General features: G+C 48.1%; 12 protein-coding genes. 7 read left to right on the top strand and 5 right to left on the bottom strand.

What is annotated here, in order from left to right; translation table 11 throughout:
- Nucleotides 1-5: 5 nt before the first annotated feature.
- The 4 genes from HMPREF3144_RS07635 (at nucleotide 6) to HMPREF3144_RS07650 (ending at nucleotide 10,473) form a co-directional block, all read left to right on the top strand.
- Entirely contained in the window at nucleotides 6-6,158 is a 6,153-nt protein-coding gene (locus HMPREF3144_RS07635; protein ID WP_070477277.1) for a translocation/assembly module TamB domain-containing protein, read from the top strand.
- 96 nt (nucleotides 6,159-6,254) lie between these two features.
- Nucleotides 6,255-6,818 (top strand): dCTP deaminase, encoded by a 564-nt coding sequence (gene dcd, locus HMPREF3144_RS07640; protein WP_018025557.1) that lies wholly within the window; start codon nucleotides 6,255-6,257, stop codon nucleotides 6,816-6,818.
- A gap of 110 nt (nucleotides 6,819-6,928) precedes the next feature.
- Entirely contained in the window at nucleotides 6,929-9,190 is a 2,262-nt protein-coding gene (locus HMPREF3144_RS07645) for an arginine/lysine/ornithine decarboxylase (RefSeq protein WP_036558138.1), read from the top strand.
- Between the two features lie 11 nt (nucleotides 9,191-9,201).
- Nucleotides 9,202-10,473, top strand: coding sequence for a BaiN/RdsA family NAD(P)/FAD-dependent oxidoreductase (locus tag HMPREF3144_RS07650; protein WP_051052485.1), 1,272 nt, complete (start codon nucleotides 9,202-9,204; stop codon nucleotides 10,471-10,473).
- A 29-nt stretch (nucleotides 10,474-10,502) separates the two neighbouring features.
- Here the strand turns inward: HMPREF3144_RS07650 and HMPREF3144_RS07655 are convergent, their stop codons facing one another.
- The gene (locus tag HMPREF3144_RS07655) at nucleotides 10,503-10,844 is read right to left on the bottom strand and encodes a GrlR family regulatory protein (RefSeq protein WP_018025561.1); all 342 of its coding nucleotides are present in this window, start codon (nucleotides 10,842-10,844) and stop codon (nucleotides 10,503-10,505) included.
- 380 nt (nucleotides 10,845-11,224) lie between these two features.
- Between HMPREF3144_RS07655 and gcvH the strand changes: the two genes are divergently transcribed.
- From gcvH to HMPREF3144_RS07670, 3 genes are all read left to right on the top strand, one after another.
- A complete protein-coding gene (gene gcvH / locus HMPREF3144_RS07660) occupies nucleotides 11,225-11,599 on the top strand; it encodes a glycine cleavage system protein GcvH (protein ID WP_018025563.1) in 375 nt (124 codons plus the stop codon).
- Nucleotides 11,600-11,890: 291 nt separating this feature from the next.
- Entirely contained in the window at nucleotides 11,891-13,144 is a 1,254-nt protein-coding gene (locus HMPREF3144_RS07665; RefSeq protein ID WP_018025564.1) for a D-amino acid dehydrogenase, read from the top strand.
- A gap of 102 nt (nucleotides 13,145-13,246) precedes the next feature.
- Nucleotides 13,247-14,314, top strand: a complete 1,068-nt coding sequence (locus tag HMPREF3144_RS07670) for a YkvI family membrane protein (RefSeq protein ID WP_070477279.1) — start codon at nucleotides 13,247-13,249, stop codon at nucleotides 14,312-14,314.
- Nucleotides 14,315-14,460: 146 nt separating this feature from the next.
- Here HMPREF3144_RS07670 and HMPREF3144_RS07675 read toward each other — a convergent pair whose 3' ends face one another.
- The 4 genes from HMPREF3144_RS07675 to HMPREF3144_RS07690 all read right to left on the bottom strand — a co-directional run bounded on the left by HMPREF3144_RS07675 (nucleotide 14,461) and on the right by HMPREF3144_RS07690 (nucleotide 18,259).
- Complete coding sequence (locus HMPREF3144_RS07675) at nucleotides 14,461-14,961, bottom strand: RrF2 family transcriptional regulator (RefSeq protein ID WP_018025566.1); 501 nt, start codon at nucleotides 14,959-14,961, stop codon at nucleotides 14,461-14,463.
- Nucleotides 14,962-14,995: 34 nt separating this feature from the next.
- Nucleotides 14,996-16,240, bottom strand: a complete 1,245-nt coding sequence (locus HMPREF3144_RS07680; RefSeq protein ID WP_070477281.1) for an NnrS family protein — start codon at nucleotides 16,238-16,240, stop codon at nucleotides 14,996-14,998.
- Nucleotides 16,241-16,395: 155 nt separating this feature from the next.
- Nucleotides 16,396-17,379 carry a Nudix family hydrolase gene (locus HMPREF3144_RS07685; RefSeq protein ID WP_018025568.1) on the bottom strand — a complete coding sequence of 328 codons (984 nt, stop codon included), beginning with the start codon at nucleotides 17,377-17,379 and terminating at the stop codon, nucleotides 16,396-16,398.
- Between the two features lie 34 nt (nucleotides 17,380-17,413).
- Nucleotides 17,414-18,259 carry an ATP-binding protein gene (locus HMPREF3144_RS07690; protein ID WP_040613950.1) on the bottom strand — a complete coding sequence of 282 codons (846 nt, stop codon included), beginning with the start codon at nucleotides 18,257-18,259 and terminating at the stop codon, nucleotides 17,414-17,416.
- Nucleotides 18,260-18,475: the final 216 nt, after the last annotated feature.

Below are 18,475 nucleotides of genomic sequence, written 5' to 3' on the forward strand. Positions count from 1 at the left end.
AGATGATGAGTTTTTTTAGATTTACTTGGCTCCGCCTTATCGCTGCCATTTTGATCCTGCTGTTCACGGCTTTAGCCTTGTTGGTGGGCACGCAGTCTGGCAGTCGCTGGCTGTTAAATACCGTGATGGCACAGATTAATGGGCGAATGCTACAGATTGAAGGTACCATCTGGAGCGGTATTGAGAGTAAAGAATTGGAGGTGGTTACGCCATCGCTCAAGGTGGTTGCCAAGGACAATGCCTTAGCAGTTAATTGGTTGAGTTTGTTGCGAGCGCGCTTAGAGGTTGAGCATCTAGTGAGTGCTGATTTAAGTCTTGAGCTTTTTCCAACGGGGCCTAAAGCTGAGGAAGAACCGGCTGATGAGTTAAGTCTCCCGATTAGTATCCAAGTTAATCGGGTTTCGGTCGGTAAATTTACCATGACCGATGCGCAGGGCAAGAATTTACCCGTTGGCTTGAGTAATTTTGATCTACAGAATTTAGTCTTAGATGATCGTGGGACCAAGGCTGAGCTAAAGCGCTTGACGGTGACTCATCCCGATGTGGAAAGCGAGTTAAGCGGTACCGTAGCACTGGATAAATTAGCCTATCCTTGGCCGATGCATGTGCGTCTAGATACGGTGAATCAGGGGCTACATACCCAGTCTCCGTTGTGCGTAAACTACCTGCTCGGCAAAACAGGCGATATGCGTATTCAAACCCGTTGTCAGGTAGATGCGATGGTACAGGCCGATGGTGGTTTGGACGATTTGGCGTTGCAAATTAAAGCCAATGGGGTAGAGCAGGGTTTGGATTTAAACCTTGATGCCGGACTAGATATTGAGTCCACCATTCCTTTAACAAAGGCCGTGATTGATTTAACGGTAGCAAAGGATATGCGCTTGGAGGCGGATATTCATTCCGTGCCCTTAGCGTCTAGTGATGTGAGCGCAGAAGCCGATAAAAAAGTCCCACGTCGCTTAGAAGGGACGCTGAAGACGGATAAATTTGTGTTGGATCTAGTGCAGGACGGCTCACGTTTAGATTCAGCCTTTGATTTTGCAGTGGATGTGGATGCGCATGCTAAGCCCCAATCCTTGCTATTCAAAGGTGGTATTTTCCGCGGCAGTCGTTGGAATTCCGAGGCTTTAAATGGCGGGATTAATATTGATTTGGATTTTAGCGAGGTGTTTCCAGAGCCAGAGATAACGGCTTGGGACAAACTAAGTGTTAATCGTGCTGATATTTTATTGCGTTTAGGTACTAATCGTATTGAGACCAAGGGGCAGTTTGGTCGCTCGGAAACCGCCCATGAGGGTTTACAGTTAGATGTGGATTTGCAGGATTTATCGCAAGTGACGCCCACGGCCGCTGGTCGTGCAGCATTTAAACTGAATATGTTGGGTAGTCTTAGTGCGCATGATATGAAAGCGCAATTGCATTATGAACCAGCAGTGGCTGCCGCTAACTCAGCTGCCGTGCCAGAGGAAGGCTTGGGCAAAGCACCGCTGGATGCGCATTTTGATTTAAAAGGTCAATTAAGTAGTGCAGCGGGTCGCTATCAATGGCAGGCTGATTTGGATCAATTACAAGCCTCCCACGCTGGCTTTAAGCTCGCGCAACAGGATACGCTGGATCTAAGCTTTAAGCAAACGGCAGATGATTTTTTACTGGCGATTGGTACGGTCGATTTGGCCTTAACCATGCCCGGTGAGCATGAAGCGATGGTACATCATCATCGCACCACGCTGAGTGCAAATTCATGGGCCAGCAAGGGGGATTTTAAGAATCTGACGCTGGCTAATCAACTCATGCAATTAGTCGGGCTGGAGCCTAAGTTAGATGCCCGTTTAGCCGCCCTGGAAGCGCAGCCACTGGCCGCCTTAAAGGCGCCTGAACGTAAAGCGCAGCAGCAGGCCTTGGCGCAACTGCGTAAAACGATGGCAGCGCAACGCGGGGTTCAGGCCATTAGCTATGATGGGGAGTGGGATTTAAAAGCACAGCCGGAAGTGACGGGGACATTGGATTTACAACGCCAAAGCGGTGCCACCATCCTGCCTTTAGTGCACCCTTTGCCTTTAGATTTTAAGCAAATAAGCATTAACCTAGCACCAGCCTTGAGTGAAGATGGGGCTAAGCAATTAGTGATTAAGGCCGCAGCTGAGGGTGAGCAGTCGGCGCTAACTGCCGATCTGAGCCTTGAAAGAGGCTTTGCCATGGCCTTGAGTCAAGCGAGCATCCACGTAGACAGCACAGATAAGGCATCGTTAACGGTGGATATTGATACCACGCCCGACCTTAGTCAACATCAAGTAAGGCAATGGCTTGCTCGTATTGAGGCGAGCGAGTTTGACTTAAGTGCCTTTAGCTTGGGGCAGTTACCGCAGCAGTCCACCTTAAATTTAGAGGGGACGGTGGCGGCGACTGTGTTGCAAGGAGTGCAAATCTTAAGGCTACAACCTGATCTGAAAATTAAGCCAGGTAGTCGTTGGAATACGCAGGATTTAAGTGGTCAAATTAAAGCCGAGGTGGATTTGGCAGGGGTCTTTGCCTTGCCGCAGCAAATTGCTTTAGATAAGGCCCTCGCTACACCGAATTGGTATCAGCTTAAACTCAATCATGTGGATACGGTGATTGATTTAGCGCAGTCGAAAATTGTGTTACATGGGGATGTGGGTCAGCCTGAGAGTGAGCTTAAGTTAAGCGCAGAGATACCTGTTTTGGCGCAATGGTGGCCGCAGACGCCGGGTCAGGCACAGTTGGATTTGACGCTTCGAGGTGATGTTGATCGGCATAGTTTAAATATAAAAGGTCTTTATGACGCCTTTTTAAGTGCCGATAAAAAAGCACAGCCCTTGTTACTAGCGCTTGAAGCGGATGGCGGTGTGAGCTTTGATAGCGGGCAAGCGCAGCGCTGGGGCTTATCCTTGGCGCAGTTCAATGCCTCCTATGCCGGTATGGCGCTTAGTAATCAACAGCCGGTGCCGCTACAGTTTATGCTGCCTACCGATAAGCAGCAGTTAAGCTGGCGTGTGGGTGAGACGGAGCTGAGCTTAACTTATCCCGATGCCCGTCAAAGCCAGATTTACCATCAACACAGTGAGGGGCAGGCATCCCATTGGCAGACTCAAGGATCGCTCAAGCATCTGATCGCTAGCATGACCCTCTATGAGTACTTACAGGCAGCGGCGGATAGTCTACAGCATAAGAAGGTATTAGCACCACTAGCTGCGGTGAAGCCTGAGGATGAATTGGTTTTTGATGCGGAGTGGCATTTAAAGCAAGAAGATCAACTGAGTGGTAGCTTTCAGTTACAACGTCAAGAGAGCTCCGGTTTATGGCCCTTTCCGACCCCAGTGCCCTTGGATTTTGATCACTTACAGCTAACGATTGAGGATAATCCCAATGAGGCAAGCGCTGATAATCAAGGCTTCAGCGCCGAGGGTATGCATATTGTGGCGCAAGGTGCAGGGCCGAAGTCTGAGTTAGATGCGCAGCTATATTTACACCCAGCCAGTCCCTTTATGTTGGAACGTGCGCAGCTTAATTTAACGCTGCCCGACGAGTCCGAGCTGAATGCCCAAGTATTTACGGGTAGTGCCGGCAATTATTTGGAGCAGACCCGTCTATACGGTCTGTTGCAGACCAAAGGCATTCCACTAGAAAAGGTGAGTTATGGTGCGGTGCCGCCCGGCATGATAAACGGGGATATCCACTTTAATTTGTTATTGAAAGAGGATAATACACCGTTACAGGCCTATGTCACGGGTGAGTTTCAGCCCAGCAGTCGTTGGAATCGTCAGCCCTTGCAGGGCAAAATTGATGTCGGCCTTTATGTTCAAAATGAGCGTGATTTCAGTGTGAGCAAGGCCGATATTGATCTGCGTTTAGGTAAAAGTCGGATTGTCTCTGCGGGTGCTTTTGGCCAGACCGATGATCGTCTGCAATTATCGATAAAAGCACCAAGCCTAAGTGAATTGTGGCCGGATTTACCGGGGGCGATTGATTTGGATTTACGCTTGGATGGCAGCATTAGCGATAATCATCTGAGCGCCAAGGGTCGTTTTAGTCAGGGTAATTTCAAGGAGGTGGGTAAAGCGCCCATCGACTTTGATGTGGCAGCGCATGGTGGTTGGAAAGTTTTAGCGGATGGCTATGAAGGCTGGTCTGGGGTGATCGAACGGCTTGATGTGGCGCATGCTGGCTTTGCTATTAATCAGCCGGAAAGTATTAGCTTAAGCTTTATTCCTCAAGGCGCTAATGCTAAACCCGAGTGGGATGTGGGCGCCTCAACCGTGCAGATTACTTTACCGGGCAACCATCGTATCAGCTTGGAACAAGGCGGTTCCAAAGGTAAAGACGGTAAGTTCGATAGCAAAGGGGCTATCCGTGGGCTCACACTTACCCCACAGTTATTGGAGGATGTGACGGATGCTTTTGGCATTACTTTAGGCACCGATGCGGAGGGTAAATCGCTTAACCATGGCATTATTGTGCGTGGACGCCAAACGCCGGTGACGAATCCACCGGTTTTTGATGTGGAATGGGATGTGGACTTTGATGGCGCGTTAAACGGCACCGCCGCTATTTTACATCGCCGTGGTGATTTTATTTTGCCTAGCGATCCACCAGTGGCCTTAGGCTTGCAGACGATGGATTTACGTATCCGCAGCCGGTCACAAGGCGGCACTCGTAGTTTGTTGACGGCTGATCTGAATCTAGCTACGCACTCCAAGGGGCATTTTAAAGGCAATGCGCAACTGCATTTGGACGGTTTTAGTCCGGTCTTTGATAACAGCACCCAAGCGCAGATCGTCGGTCATATGGATGATATTTCTTGGCTGACAGGCCTCACGGGCGACTTGCTGGAATTAGGTGGCCGTGTGGATGTGGATGTCAAGGCCAATTATCGTGGTGGCCGTTGGCTCACTGCAGGTGGGGTGAAAGCGCAGGATTTGCGTATTGTGGAGGTGGAAAATGGGATTCGTCTCCTCAACGGCACCTTAGATCTAGGGCTTAATGGCAATAATGTGGTAATTAATCGTCTTTACTTCCCTAGTGTGATTCGTATTGTGCCTAAAGAGTGGCGTACGCGTCAGTGGATTGAAGAAAATCCACCGGCGCAAAACGGTAGTCTCAATATCACCGGTCAATGGAATCTACAGACCTCACGTGGTAAGGTGAATGTCGTATTAGATCATTATCCTATTTTGCAACGTACGGATCGTTTTGCCATGATGAGCGGTCAGGTGGCGGTTGATGCGGCCTTACCGCGTATTGTGGTGGACGGCAAGGTGACCGCTGATGCCGGTTGGGTCAGTGTGGATATCAAAGGTACCGCACCCACCTTGGATTCGGATGTGATTGTGGTGCGTAAGGGTGAGGAAGCGCCAGTCGCTAAGCAATCTGACTTGGATTTGCTGTTGAATTTTACGGTGGACTTGGGACCACGCTTTTATGTGGTGGGTTTTGGCTTAGATGCTGGTTTAGTCGGTGCCATTACGATTAAGCAGGCGCAGCATGAGCTAAGTGCCGAGGGTCAGTTTAATACCCGTGGGGGTGCGATTGAGGCCTATGGCCAGCGTTTGCAGATTCGTCGTGGACGCATTGCTTTCCAAGGGGATATTGCGAATCCGGTATTAGATATTGAGGCCTTGCGTCGTAATTTGGAAGTTGAAGCTGGTTTGCGGGTAGTAGGTAATGCCCGTAACCCTAAAATTACCTTAGTGTCCTATCCTGATGTGAGTGAGGTAGAAAAGCTCTCGTGGTTGATTATGGGGCGCGGACCGGATAGTAGCGGTGGGGATTTAGCGATGCTGCTCAGCGTCGGTACCTCCTTAATCGGCGGTGATCCGGAGAGTGAACCGATATATAAGCAGCTTGGGATTGATGATATTGCCATTCGCAAAGGCGATGTGGGTGAGTCTGGTTCGCTCTTGCCGCGTCGTACGGTAGGCGATAGTACCGCTTATCAGGGGCAGGATGATATTGCCGAGCAGTTTATTAAAATTACGAAGCGTCTAAAGGAAGGCATTGATTTAAGTATTGAGCAGGCCTTATCAGGCTCGGGCACCGTGGCCAGAGTGAGTTATACCCTTATTCGTAACCTCACCGTCGATGCCAAGGTTGGTACCGTAAATGGGCTGGAAATGGTCTATCGTCGTTTCTTTAGAGATTAGATTGGGCGGCAGCCTGTCGCTAAGCTTTGTTGAGCGACAGAGCATAGTAAACTAATGAGCTATACATTCTTAAGGTATTAAGTTGAGCAGGGTAGCATGAGTATTAAAAATGATCGTTGGATTCGCGAAGCGGCTGCGCAGGGCATGATTGAGCCTTACGAGCCGGGTCAGGTGCGTCAGATAAATGGCGAGAAAATTGTCAGTTACGGTACCAGTAGTTACGGCTATGATGTACGCTGTGCGCGTGAATTTAAAATTTTCACCAATATCAATTCCACTATCGTTGATCCTAAGGCCTTTGATGAAAAGTCTTTTGTGGATTTTGAGGGGGATGTGTGCATTATTCCACCCAATTCCTTTGCTTTAGCGCGTACGGTAGAGTATTTTCGTATCCCGCGTAATGTACTTACCGTTTGCTTGGGTAAGAGTACTTATGCCCGTTGTGGGATTATTGTCAATGTCACGCCTTTAGAGCCAGAGTGGGAGGGGCATGTGACCTTGGAATTTTCTAATACCACCCCTTTACCTGCCAAAATTTATGCGGGTGAGGGCTGCGCCCAAATGCTTTTCTTTGAAGGGGATGAGGTGTGCGAGGTCTCGTATCGGGATCGTGCTGGTAAGTATCAGGGTCAGACAGGTGTGACCCTGCCTAAAACCTAAATGCAGGCATGCGAGCCATTGGCTAGGTAGTCGTTAAGCCATAGCACCTAAGCATTTGCTGTGCTATGGTTTCTTTTTTTGGAATTAAGCTTTGACCATAGGGGTTATACATGAAGTTCCGTTTTCCTATTGTAATTATTGACGAGGACTTTCGTTCTGACAGTGCGTCTGGTTTTGGTATCCGTGCTTTGGCGGATGCGATTGAGGAAGCAGGAATGGAGGTGTTACCGGTGACCAGCTACGGTGATTTAACCTCTTTTGTGCAGCAACAAAGTCGCGCCAGTGCCTTTATTTTATCGATTGATGATGAGGAGTTCGATTCGGATTCACCTGAAGAGGTGGCCAGTGCGATTCGTCAGTTGCGCGGATTTATTGCCGAGTTACGCTTCCGCAACGATGAAATTCCGATTTATTTGCATGGGGAAACGCGTACCAGTGAGCATTTGCCAAATGATATTTTGCGTGAGTTGCACGGTTTTATTCATATGTTTGAGGATACACCGGAGTTCGTGGCGCGACATATTATTCATGAGGCTAAAAAGTACTTAGACACCCTAGCGCCACCATTTTTCCGCGCCCTGGTGAATTATGCGCAGGACGGTTCTTATTCTTGGCATTGCCCAGGACATTCGGGTGGGGTGGCCTTTTTAAAAAGCCCGGTGGGGCAAATGTTTCACCAGTTCTTTGGTGAAAATATGCTGCGCGCCGATGTCTGTAATGCGGTGGAAGAGTTAGGTCAGTTATTAGATCACACTGGTCCTGTCGCCGAGTCAGAGCGTAATGCAGCGCGTATTTTTAAAGCCGATCACTGCTACTTTGTGACCAACGGTACCTCAACCTCTAATAAAATCGTTTGGCACGGTACGGTGGCCGAGGGCGATATTGTGGTGGTGGATCGTAACTGTCATAAATCGATTTTGCACGCCATTACCATGACCGGGGCGATTCCCGTGTTTTTACGTCCAACACGTAACCATCTGGGCATTATCGGTCCAATTCCATTATCTGAGTTTGAGCCAGCCAGTATTGCAGCCAAGATCGCAGCTAACCCTTTTGCGCGTGAGGCCTTAAATAAAAAGCCACGGATTTTGACGCTGACACAGGGCACTTATGACGGTATTTTGTACAACGTCGAAATGATTAAGGAAAAGCTTGGCAGCACCATTGATAATCTGCACTTTGATGAGGCATGGTTGCCGCACGCATCTTTCCACGACTTTTATGAAAATATGCATGCTATCGGTGAGAACCGCCCGCGGCCACAGGAGCCCTTAATTTTTGCAACCCATTCCACGCATAAACTCTTAGCCGGTTTGTCGCAAGCCTCACAGATTGTGGTGCAAGAATCCGAAACGCGTCAATTAGATCGTAATATTTTTAACGAAGCCTTTTTAATGCATACCTCCACCTCACCGCAATACGCCATCATCGCCTCTTGTGATGTGGCGGCGCAAATGATGGAGCCGCCGGGTGGCACGGCCTTGGTCGAGGAAAGCATTCGCGAATCCATGGACTTCCGTCGCGCCATGCGCAAGGTCGCTTCCGATTATGGTAAGGACGAATGGTGGTTTAAGGTGTGGGGGCCGCCACGCTTAGTGCATGATGATATTGGGGAGCAGGAGGATTGGTTGCTGGAGCCGGATGATGAATGGCACGGTTTTGCCAATATCAGTGAGGGCTTTACCATGCTGGATCCGATTAAGGCGACCATTATTACCCCAGGCCTGGAGATTTCCGGTGAGTTCGGTGAACGGGGGATCCCAGCAGGACTGGTCAGTAAGTATTTGGCAGAGCATGGTATTGTGGTAGAGAAAACGGGTTTATATAGTTTCTTTATTATGTTTACCATCGGTATTACCAAGGGTCGTTGGAATACCTTAGTGACTGCCTTGCAGCAGTTTAAGGATGATTATGATCGTAATCAGCCTTTATGGCGTTGTATGCCTGATTTTGTTAAGCAGTATCCACGCTATGAAAAAATGGGTTTGGGTGATTTATGTCAACTAGCGCATGAAGCGTACCGCCGTCATGATCTGGCACGTATTACGACCGAGGTCTACTTAAGTGAGATGGAGGCTGCACTACGTCCAGCCGATGCCTTTAATAAGATGACGCGCCGTGAAATTGAACGGGTAGATATTGATGCGCTTGAGGGACGTATTACGGCGGTATTATTAACACCGTACCCGCCGGGTATTCCCTTGTTGATTCCGGGTGAACGTTTTAATCGCACCATTGTGGAGTACTTGCAGTTTGCCTGCGAGTTTAATGCATCTTTCCCGGGCTTTGAGACCATTGTGCACGGTTTAAGCATGGAGCAAGGTGAGGATGGCAGCGTTCGTTACTACGTTGATTGCTTAGTGGATAAGTGATCGGCCTAGGCATGAGTAGGTCAAAGGTAGCGTCCAACACGCATAGTGATGTGATTATTATCGGCGCAGGGGCGGCAGGCATGATGTGTGCGGCTCGTGCTGCGGCAGCTGGATTATCGGTGCAGTTACTCGACCATGCACAAAAGTTAGGTGAAAAAATCCGCATTTCTGGGGGTGGTCGTTGTAACTTTACTAATCTCGGCGCCAGCTGGGAAAATTATGTCTCGCAAAACCCACGCTTTGCACGCTATGCCTTAACTTACTATCGGCCGAGTGATTTTCTGGCCTTGTTGGAACGCTATCAAATCCCTTGGCATGAGAAGCATAAGGGTCAGCTGTTTTGTGATCATTCGGCGCAAGACATTATTGATTTATTGAAAAATGAATGTGATGTGGCCGGTGTCCGTTGGCGTATGCCTTGTGCGGTTGAGGGCGTGGAGCGTATGGCGTCAGCTGGGGCGGCGCCGATGTATAGGCTGCAAACCACGGCGGGCGTGTTAAGCGCAGAAAAATTGGTGGTGGCCACGGGTGGCATGGCGATCCCGCTGCTGGGGGCGACTGACTTTGGCTTAAGCTTGGCACGTCAATTCGGTCTCAAAGTCGTGGAACCGCGACCTGCCTTAGTGCCTTTGCTATTTCAGGCAGAGCAATGGCAAAGGTTTTCTGAGCTTTCAGGCATCTCATTGGAGGTGCTGATTGCGAATGGGCAGGGCAAAAAAGCGCAGCGCTTTGTGGAGGACGTGCTCTTTACCCATCGCGGTTTATCAGGTCCGGGGGTCTTGCAAATTTCTTCTTACTGGGATGGGCAGTCACCGATTTATTTAAATTTAAACCATCAAAGTAATAACGAGGATTGGCTATTAGAGGAAAAGCGTCGTAGCAAACAACAGTTATTGACGCTGTTAAGTACGATTTGGCCTAAACGCTTGGCTCAATTATGGCCACAGCAGCTAGGCTTTAAAACGGATATACGGCTGGCGGAAGTGGCTGATAAGCGCCTGCGTGAACTCGCCTATGCGATAGAAAACTGGTCGCTTAAGCCAAGTGCTACGGCAGGCTATAAAAAAGCCGAGGCGATGCGTGGCGGTGTCTCCACCGAGGCCTTAAACCAAAAAACGATGGAGGCCAAGGCGGTAGCGGGGCTCTACTTTATCGGCGAGGTGGTTGATATCACCGGTTGGCTAGGTGGCTATAACTTCCAGTGGGCATGGTCCAGCGCTGTGGTCTGTGCCGATGCCATGGCGGCCACTCTGTCAATGGTAAGTGGCCTTGCCCATGCTTAGCGCGGCGCTAGTGGTGGTCTCGCTGTAGATTAATCGCTAAAGTCAATGGCCGAGAGGCGCTTACCTAAGATCACCATCTCGCGACCACTGGGACTGTAGCCTGTGACTCTAAAGCCCTCTTCCGTTTTTTCACCACTTAGAGAGAGCTCAAAATCCCTTTCGGTAAAGCCGAAAAAATCACTTTCATCGCTGGCGCTATACGAGCGGAAGCGAAGACTGGCAACGACATTGCCACCAGCAGTCTCGGTAGTAATAGTACCTGAGTATAAAAACTCATCATCACCACCACGAATACGATTATCTTCGATGACCGTAATACCTGCCTTTGCGGTTGAGCCCTCAACCAATGTTGCGTAGAAACCGTTATCCATTAAATCACTCCTTGATCCTCAGTGATTAGGGCAGAACCCCAAAATACACGCTAAAAGTGTAAGCGTTGATCGTTACATTTTTATTAAATGTATGAATTGCTTAGTTACGATAACAGAAAATTATGAATTGTCATAATTTAAATGTATTTATTTGTGATCAAAATCTGTCTTTGCTATGGCTTTAGCGCTTATTTTCTGTTAATTATTTTAAATATCAGCAAGGGCGTGGCAGCTAATCAATGGCTGTGTTGATTTGATGTGCAGTCCTTGAAAAGGAATGCCACGAAGCGGCCGAATTGCTTTAAAATCCCTTGTTAGATTGTTTGAATGTTAAGCGTCCATGGACTAAGCCTTGGACGCTACGTTGTTAAGGAGAAATTATGTCTTTACCTAATGATCGTAAGTACCTGCCAACGCATGAGTGGATTAAGGCAGAGGGTGATGCTTATATTGTAGGCATCACCGACCATGCACAAGAGCAATTAGGTGATATCGTCTTTGTTGGTGAAGTGGAAGTGGGTAAAAAGCTCGCGGCTAAGGAAGTCGCTGCGGTAGTAGAATCGGTTAAAGCCGCCTCAGATATTTATGCGCCGGTGGCGGGTGAAATTATTGAGTTTAACGAGGCCTTAGATGCTGAGCCAAATTTAATCAATGATGACGCATATGGTCATTGGATTTTCAAAATGAAGGTGGATAATCCTGATGATCTGGATGGTCTTTTAGATGGGGCAGCGTACCTTACTGAGCGTGAATAAAAGCACGTCCACAGGGTTTAATCGCAGCCTGCTGGGTGTGCTGCAACGCCATAGGATACGTGCCTTGCCAAGCATGCGCGCGAGCATTATACTTTGCTAGTTACAGACCGTTACTTGAAACTCGCATCAGCTTTCGCACAACGATTTGTTGATCGTGGGCTTTGGTGTGCGTGTCTTTAGCAAGGTTTTGCGTACTGCAAGTACTTGCTGATGGCTTAGGCACACGGTCAGCGTAACGTCGTTTATACAGCTTTGCCGGTAGCGGCAGAAAAAGACATTAGGAGTCAATCAATGCATGTGATAGTGTTAGGTGCTGGTGTTATTGGTACCACCACCGCGTATTATTTAGCTCGTGAGGGTTTTAAAGTAACCGTTATTGAGCGCTTATCACAGGTGGCTCACGAGGCCAGCTATGCAAATGCGGGACAAATCTCGCCGGGTTACTCAACCCCTTGGGCCGCCCCTGGGGTTCCTTTAAAAGCCCTTAAGTGGCTGATGGAAGAGCATGCGCCCTTAGCCATTAAGCCGACCTTGGATATGAGTCAGTATCGCTTTATGTGGCAAATGCTGATGCATTGTAATGCCAAGGATTATGCGATTAATAAGGAGCGCTTAGTACGGATTTCAGAATATAGTCGTGACGTGATGGATAAGCTACGTCAAGAAATTGATATTCACTTTGATGAGCGCCAACTAGGCACCTTGCAGCTGTTCCGTACGCAAAAGCAGGTCGATGCGGCAGCCAAGGATATTGAAGTGCTACGGGAAATGGGCGTCGCCTATGAGCTCCTGGATACGCAGGGTGTGGCACGGGTGGAGCCTGCCTTGGCCAAGGTCTCACACAAGATTGCCGGCGGTTTACGACTGCCCGGTGACCAAACGGGTGATTGCTTGAAATTTACCACGAAATTAGCAGAAAAAGCCAAGGAGCTCGGCGTCGAATTTCGCTTTGAGCAAAAATTAGAGCGTTTTGAATTAGAACGTGGTGCCATCAAGGGCGTGATTATTAATGGCAAAAAGGAAACGGCAGATCACTATGTGGTTTGCTTAGGTTCTTTTACACCACAGTTTATTAAGCCATTAGGTTTAAATGCGCCGATCTACCCGATGAAGGGCTACTCAATCACCGTACCTATCACCAATCCTGAAATGGCGCCGGTATCTACGGTATTGGATGAAACCTATAAAGTTGCGGTCACCCGCTTTGATGATCGCATCCGTATCGGTGGTATGGCTGAATTACGTGGTTTTGATTACAGCCTCAATCCGAAGCGTGAAGCCACCTTAAGAATGATTTGCCAGGATCTCTATCCTGAAGGCGGTGACTTAAGTGGTGACGTCTCGTTCTGGACAGGTTTAAGACCCAAAACCCCTGACTGCACACCGATCATTGGTAAAACGAAGTATCCTAATCTCTTTATTAATGCCGGTCACGGTACCTTAGGTTGGACCATGGCCTGCGGTTCGGCCCAGTTATCAGCGCATTTACTGGCTAATAAAACGCCAGAAATCAGTATTCAGGGCTTAGATATTTCGCGTTATTAAGTTTTTTTATATTGTTTATGAAACCCCTTGTGTGAGCACAAGGGGTTAGCTTAGGTTGCACAAAAAATCCATACGTGGATAGGAGATAGATAGGAGATCCATATGAAACAGAAGTTTTTAATTGCGATGGCGTATATGTCGGTCGTCATTGGTGGTGGTTTTGCCTCGGGTCGTGAGGTGATTGAGTTCTTTACCGGCTATGGGGCTTGGGGTATAGGTGGTTCATTGGTAGCGGCCTTTTTATTTGCCTTTGTCGGTATGCAAATTGCTCAGATCAGTTCCAGAATGCAGGCTAAATCACATAATCAGGTGTTGGCTCGTTTATTCGGTAGTACCGGCGGTGCCTTAGTGGATTATTTATTGATATTTTTCCTCTTTGGCGTTGGCGTGATTATGTTGGCAGGGGCAGGTTCCACCTTTGCGCAGCAGTTCGGTTGGGATAGGTTGACGGGCTCAATTGTGATGGCAGTCGTGGTTGTATTAACCTTATGTCTGAACCTGAAAAGTATCATTTATTTAATCAGTGCAGTGATTCCCTTTTTGTTACTGGTGATTTTATCGGTGATGGCGTATGCTGTTTTTAATGGTACCTTTGATGTATCAGCGCAAGACCTGCATGCCGAGCAATTTAGTGTGATTAACTTACTCGGTTGGGAGGTGCCTAGTTGGTTTATGAGTGGCGTGCTCTATGCCGCTTTTAACGTGGGCGTGGGTTTCCCTATGTTAGCCGTGATTGGCGGTATGACCAAATCAGAAAGTGCTGCTGGTCAAGGGGGTATAATAGGTGGTTTAGGCCTAGGTGTTTTAATCGTATTCCTCAATATTGCGCTGTATCTTAATATTGATAAATTGCACGCGATTGAAGTGCCGACCCTCTTACTCTCTTCTCAAATGCACCCGCTGTTAGGCTATATTACCGTGGCTGCGCTGTTTGCGATGATTTACAGTACGGCGGTGGGCATGTTCTTTGCTTTCGCCTCACGCTGGGCTGCTCCTAATAGCAGTAAATTCCGTGTGATCGCAGTGCTAAGTACTGTGGTTGGGGTGGTTTTAAGTCAGTTCGGCTTTGGTAGATTAGTGGGTTCCGTGTATCCGCTGATGGGTGTACTGGGTGTCGTGATTATTATCGCGATTATGTGGTATTGGCTAAAGACCAGAAAAGCGGCTTAAGCTAAGCGTTACAGGGACTGATGTAAAGCGATTGAAGCCATCAGTCCCTTTTCTTTTTTAGGGGTGCTAAAGACGATGCGTTGGCGCTGAACGCATTGAGGCGTAATACGCTTGTCTACGCTGGCTTGATTGGTCGCCCAGGCGGCTTAGCTGGCGAGTAGACCCCTAAGCTCAGCTTTATTACTAATCACATCTGCCAAGGTATATTGATTAAGCACATTTAAAAAGCTTTGCGTAGCCTCAAAAAAGATGCGTTTCAGTTGACAGCGTGGTGAAATCTTGCAGTGGCTCGCCGTTAGCTCAGTTGTTGCTAGCGCTTGCCCCTGGCGCTGTGGCCTAAAGAATAACTCCTTATCCAAGGGGGCAAAGCATTCGACCAGGTTAAAGTCCACCTCGGTCTGCTTAATCACCTCAGCTAAATTAATACTGGCGGGTGATTTAGCTAAGCGAATGCCGCCGTTACGACCACGGACACTTTCAATGTAGCCAATGGTCGCTAATTGGTGGATAATTTTTGTTAAGTGGTTTTGCGAGATCTCAAATTCCTCGGCAATATTTTTAATATTCAGCAATTTCTCTTGATCTTCTTGGATAGCCAAGAAGATCAGACAGCGTAAAGCGTAATCACTATAGGTAGTTAAGCGCATCGTCTCAGCTTTTCTTTATTTAAAATGATGTAGATTACCCAAAAAGACCGTCAACACGATTTTTGCAAAGTATTGGAATATAACTCACACAGAATAAGGCAAAGCTAATAATCCAAGCGGTCTGAGCAATCATAATCCACATTATATAGTGATCCATACTAAAGAGCGGCAAGATAACGCGTGCGAGAAAAGCGATTACCATCAACATGAAAAGCCACGGTACGGTTTTGGGTGGTTGATGAATATTGCGCCCCGTATGCCCTAAAGAAACGCGAGAAATCATGGCGATGGTGATCATGCCGATACCGGAAAGGGCCAGACCATGCACTGCAATACTATGCGTGCCAAGATGAAATAAGTAGTGCAAGGCATAGAGTACTAAGCCAATACACATACCAATGAAGCCCAGAAAAAGTGACCAGAGCAAGGGTTTGGTCCAAATGGCAGGGTGATACCAACCCCTTAAACGGATAAGATTCACTACCGCTGTAGCGATTGCGCTGACGCTGACCAAGATGGGGTTAGGGAAAAAGATATCAAACACCATAAAGGCCAGGAAAAACACTAAACTCAAGCTATCTAGCGTTTTGGAATTGCGGATACTCAGTTCAATCGTCGGATTGTCGTAGCTTAAACCCTTCTGAATAAAAAAGGGCGTGACCCGACGACCAACGGTGAGTACGAGGGCAATCAGGAGGTAAAAACCTAAGTAAATACCAATGCGCATTAATTCAATATTGCCATTGAAGATTGCAAGATAACAAAGTGCGTTGCTGAGCGTGAGCAGCAGAATCTTGGCTACAATACCGGCTTGGCGCTTTTGCTTTACTTTAAGTACTGCCCGCACAACGGTATAGCACATTAAAATCATAAAGCTCATATCCGCTATAAAAGCAATCACCATCATGCTATAACTGATGGCTTGGCCGGGATTAAAAGCGACTACTGCCCATAAACAACGTGCCACAGCCCACGGCGCAAAGATGCCGAGTAAGCGATAGCCATAGGGCATGGTGACACCGGTCCATGTTTGTACTGCGGTCAGTAAAAAACCTGCCACAATGGCCATGGTATAACCATAAAACATCTCATGCGCATGCCAATAAAAGGGATGAAATATCTGAGCAGCTAAGCTTAGTTTCCCGGTAAAAACAAATATCCACAGGAACATGGTGATGATCGCAAAGAGGGCACCACTCGCAAAAAAGATCCTGAATCCCATATTCAGGATAGGGTGCGGTGCCGAAGGCTTGGGTCCCGGGGCATGAATTTGCAGCATAGTAGACTCCTAAGACAATTATTATATTATGTATTTTATCTGCATATTATACGCTGAGGACGTTGCTTTGTCTAAGTAAAAGGACAATGATGACTATCGGCGGCTTGATTTTCTCTGCAGCGTCTTCTTTTTAGGGTAAATGGCTAAACTGGCTGTTATTGCGATAGTTTAAAGGCACTAATTGCTGCAATCCCATGGGCATGATGCGCTTGGGCAACTTCCAGATCAGTAGGACGCAATCCCCCAATGGCATAGACGGGACGGGAGGCTTGGGCGGCCAGTTCGGCAAATTTGTGCCACCCCATGGCGGCCTCATTTGGATGACTGCTACTAGCTAGTACATGCCCTAGGAGCATAAAATCCGCCGCCAATCGCCGTGCATTTAGGATATCGCCGAGATGATGGCAGGAGACTCCGAGTAGTTTGCTCTCTGCCAGGGGACGCTCTTCAAGCAGGATGGCATCAGCGGCGCGTAGTTGTACGCCATCTGCCGCTGCCCACCAGGCCTTGGGGTGCACGCTATTAATGAGTAATTTGGCCCCTTGAGCATGACAAAGTGCCAGCATATGCTCAAATAGTCGCTTTAGCTTAGGGCAAGCAGTCCCCGTTGGCCATTGGGGCTGACGGAACTGAAATAAGCGCACGCCTCGTTGAATTGCCTGTGCCACGTATTGGTTTAGCTCCTCGGGATCACTCTCCGGATGCCAAGCGGGGCTAATCGCATATAAGGCAGAAAGCTCACTTAACCAGCGCAAGGGTGCAATTGAGGCGGGGAGTAGCTTATCCAAGGTGGCCGCATCCTCGGCTTTAAACCAGCGTACACCCTGTTGACCCTCAATGCCTTTAGGCTCACCGTCCCAGGCAGTGACAAGGAAAAAGGCTAAGCGGACGCGGGTTTTAGGATATTCATAGTCATAGCATACCCATGGGCTTGCTGTGGTGATTTGAATACCCAGCTCCTCCTTCAGTTCGCGCCCAAGGGCTGCGAGTGCCGTTTCCCCGGTTTCGATTTTGCCGCCTGGAAATTCCCACCAGTCGGGCCAGGACTTATCCCTAGGTCGTTGAGCTAATAACACCTCACCGGCGGCATTAATTAATACACCGACAGCGACATTCAGAAAGGGTTTGGTTGCAGACATAGGCGCTCCCGCAAGAATAAGTGAATATCATCGACTAGTCTTTTAGGTGTCGAGCGGTCCAATCACGGGCAAAATGCCGTGCCACCCGACCGGAACGTGAGCCACGCTCAAGCGTCCATTGTAAGGCCTCGGTGCGGCTTGTTTCGATGTGCTCCTGTGGGCAGCCCATTTGTTGTAGCCAGTATCTAACAATGGCTAAGTATTGGTCTTGGCTAAATGGATAGAATGATAGCCAGATACCAAAGCGCTCGGAGAGTGAGATTTTCTCCTCCACTGCTTCGCCCGGATGAATCTCACCCTGTGGTCCGCTACTGTGCTCTAGATTTTCCGTGTGATATTCAGGCATCAAATGACGTCGATTGGAGGTGGCGTAAATCAGTAAATTGTCGGCACTATCGGCAATGGAGCCGTCTAAAATAGACTTTAAAGCCTTGTAGCCCGATTCACCCTGTTCAAAGGACAAGTCATCGCAGAAAATAACAAAGCGCTCGCTGCGCTCACGTACCAGATCGGCTATTTCACTGAGATCAGCTAAATCATCCTTATCAATTTCGATTAAGCGTAAGCCCGCATCGGCAAATTGGCTCAGCATGGCGCGCACTAAGGAGCTTTTACCCGTGCCGCGAGTGCCAGTCATTAAGACATTATTCGCTGGTTTGCCTTGTACAAACATACGGGTATTGCGTTCTAAAATTTCCTTTTGACGCTCAACATGCAATAAATCAACCGGTTCAATGGTGTCGATCTTATAAATAGGTGCTAACCAGGCCGTATTTCCCTTGCGCCGCCAACGATAAGCAATCGCATTCCAATCGGTCGCTGGTGGGGTGGGCGGCAACCACGCTTGCAATTGTAATAACACCTGATGCGCTGTTCGCATCAATTCTGGCAAACTGGGCGTGTGCTCATTGGTGTGAGCGTGGTGTGGCTCATTGAGTGCTTTCTTAAGTTTTTTGTGCTTCGTCATAAAATATAAAATCTTGGGCTATACAATGATAATCTGAATGGATGGCTACAAGATTAGCACCGCTAATTTTTAAAATGGCAAAATTTCCCCTATAATAGAATGATTTTAATTTCAAAGAGTTTATTGAGG

The organism is Oligella sp. HMSC05A10 (assembly GCF_001808335.1).
Taxonomy (GTDB): domain Bacteria; phylum Pseudomonadota; class Gammaproteobacteria; order Burkholderiales; family Burkholderiaceae_B; genus Oligella; species Oligella urethralis.

Coding starts and splice junctions, on each gene's coding strand:
- HMPREF3144_RS07635 (WP_070477277.1), top strand. CDS start 6: ATGAGTTTTTTTAGATTTACTTGGCTCCGCCTTATCGCTGCCATTTTG.
- dcd (WP_018025557.1), top strand. CDS start 6,255: ATGAGTATTAAAAATGATCGTTGGATTCGCGAAGCGGCTGCGCAGGGC.
- HMPREF3144_RS07645 (WP_036558138.1), top strand. CDS start 6,929: ATGAAGTTCCGTTTTCCTATTGTAATTATTGACGAGGACTTTCGTTCT.
- HMPREF3144_RS07650 (WP_051052485.1), top strand. CDS start 9,202: ATGAGTAGGTCAAAGGTAGCGTCCAACACGCATAGTGATGTGATTATT.
- HMPREF3144_RS07655 (WP_018025561.1), bottom strand. CDS start 10,844: ATGGATAACGGTTTCTACGCAACATTGGTTGAGGGCTCAACCGCAAAG.
- gcvH (WP_018025563.1), top strand. CDS start 11,225: ATGTCTTTACCTAATGATCGTAAGTACCTGCCAACGCATGAGTGGATT.
- HMPREF3144_RS07665 (WP_018025564.1), top strand. CDS start 11,891: ATGCATGTGATAGTGTTAGGTGCTGGTGTTATTGGTACCACCACCGCG.
- HMPREF3144_RS07670 (WP_070477279.1), top strand. CDS start 13,247: ATGAAACAGAAGTTTTTAATTGCGATGGCGTATATGTCGGTCGTCATT.
- HMPREF3144_RS07675 (WP_018025566.1), bottom strand. CDS start 14,961: ATGCGCTTAACTACCTATAGTGATTACGCTTTACGCTGTCTGATCTTC.
- HMPREF3144_RS07680 (WP_070477281.1), bottom strand. CDS start 16,240: ATGCTGCAAATTCATGCCCCGGGACCCAAGCCTTCGGCACCGCACCCT.
- HMPREF3144_RS07685 (WP_018025568.1), bottom strand. CDS start 17,379: ATGTCTGCAACCAAACCCTTTCTGAATGTCGCTGTCGGTGTATTAATT.
- HMPREF3144_RS07690 (WP_040613950.1), bottom strand. CDS start 18,259: ATGCGAACAGCGCATCAGGTGTTATTACAATTGCAAGCGTGGTTGCCG.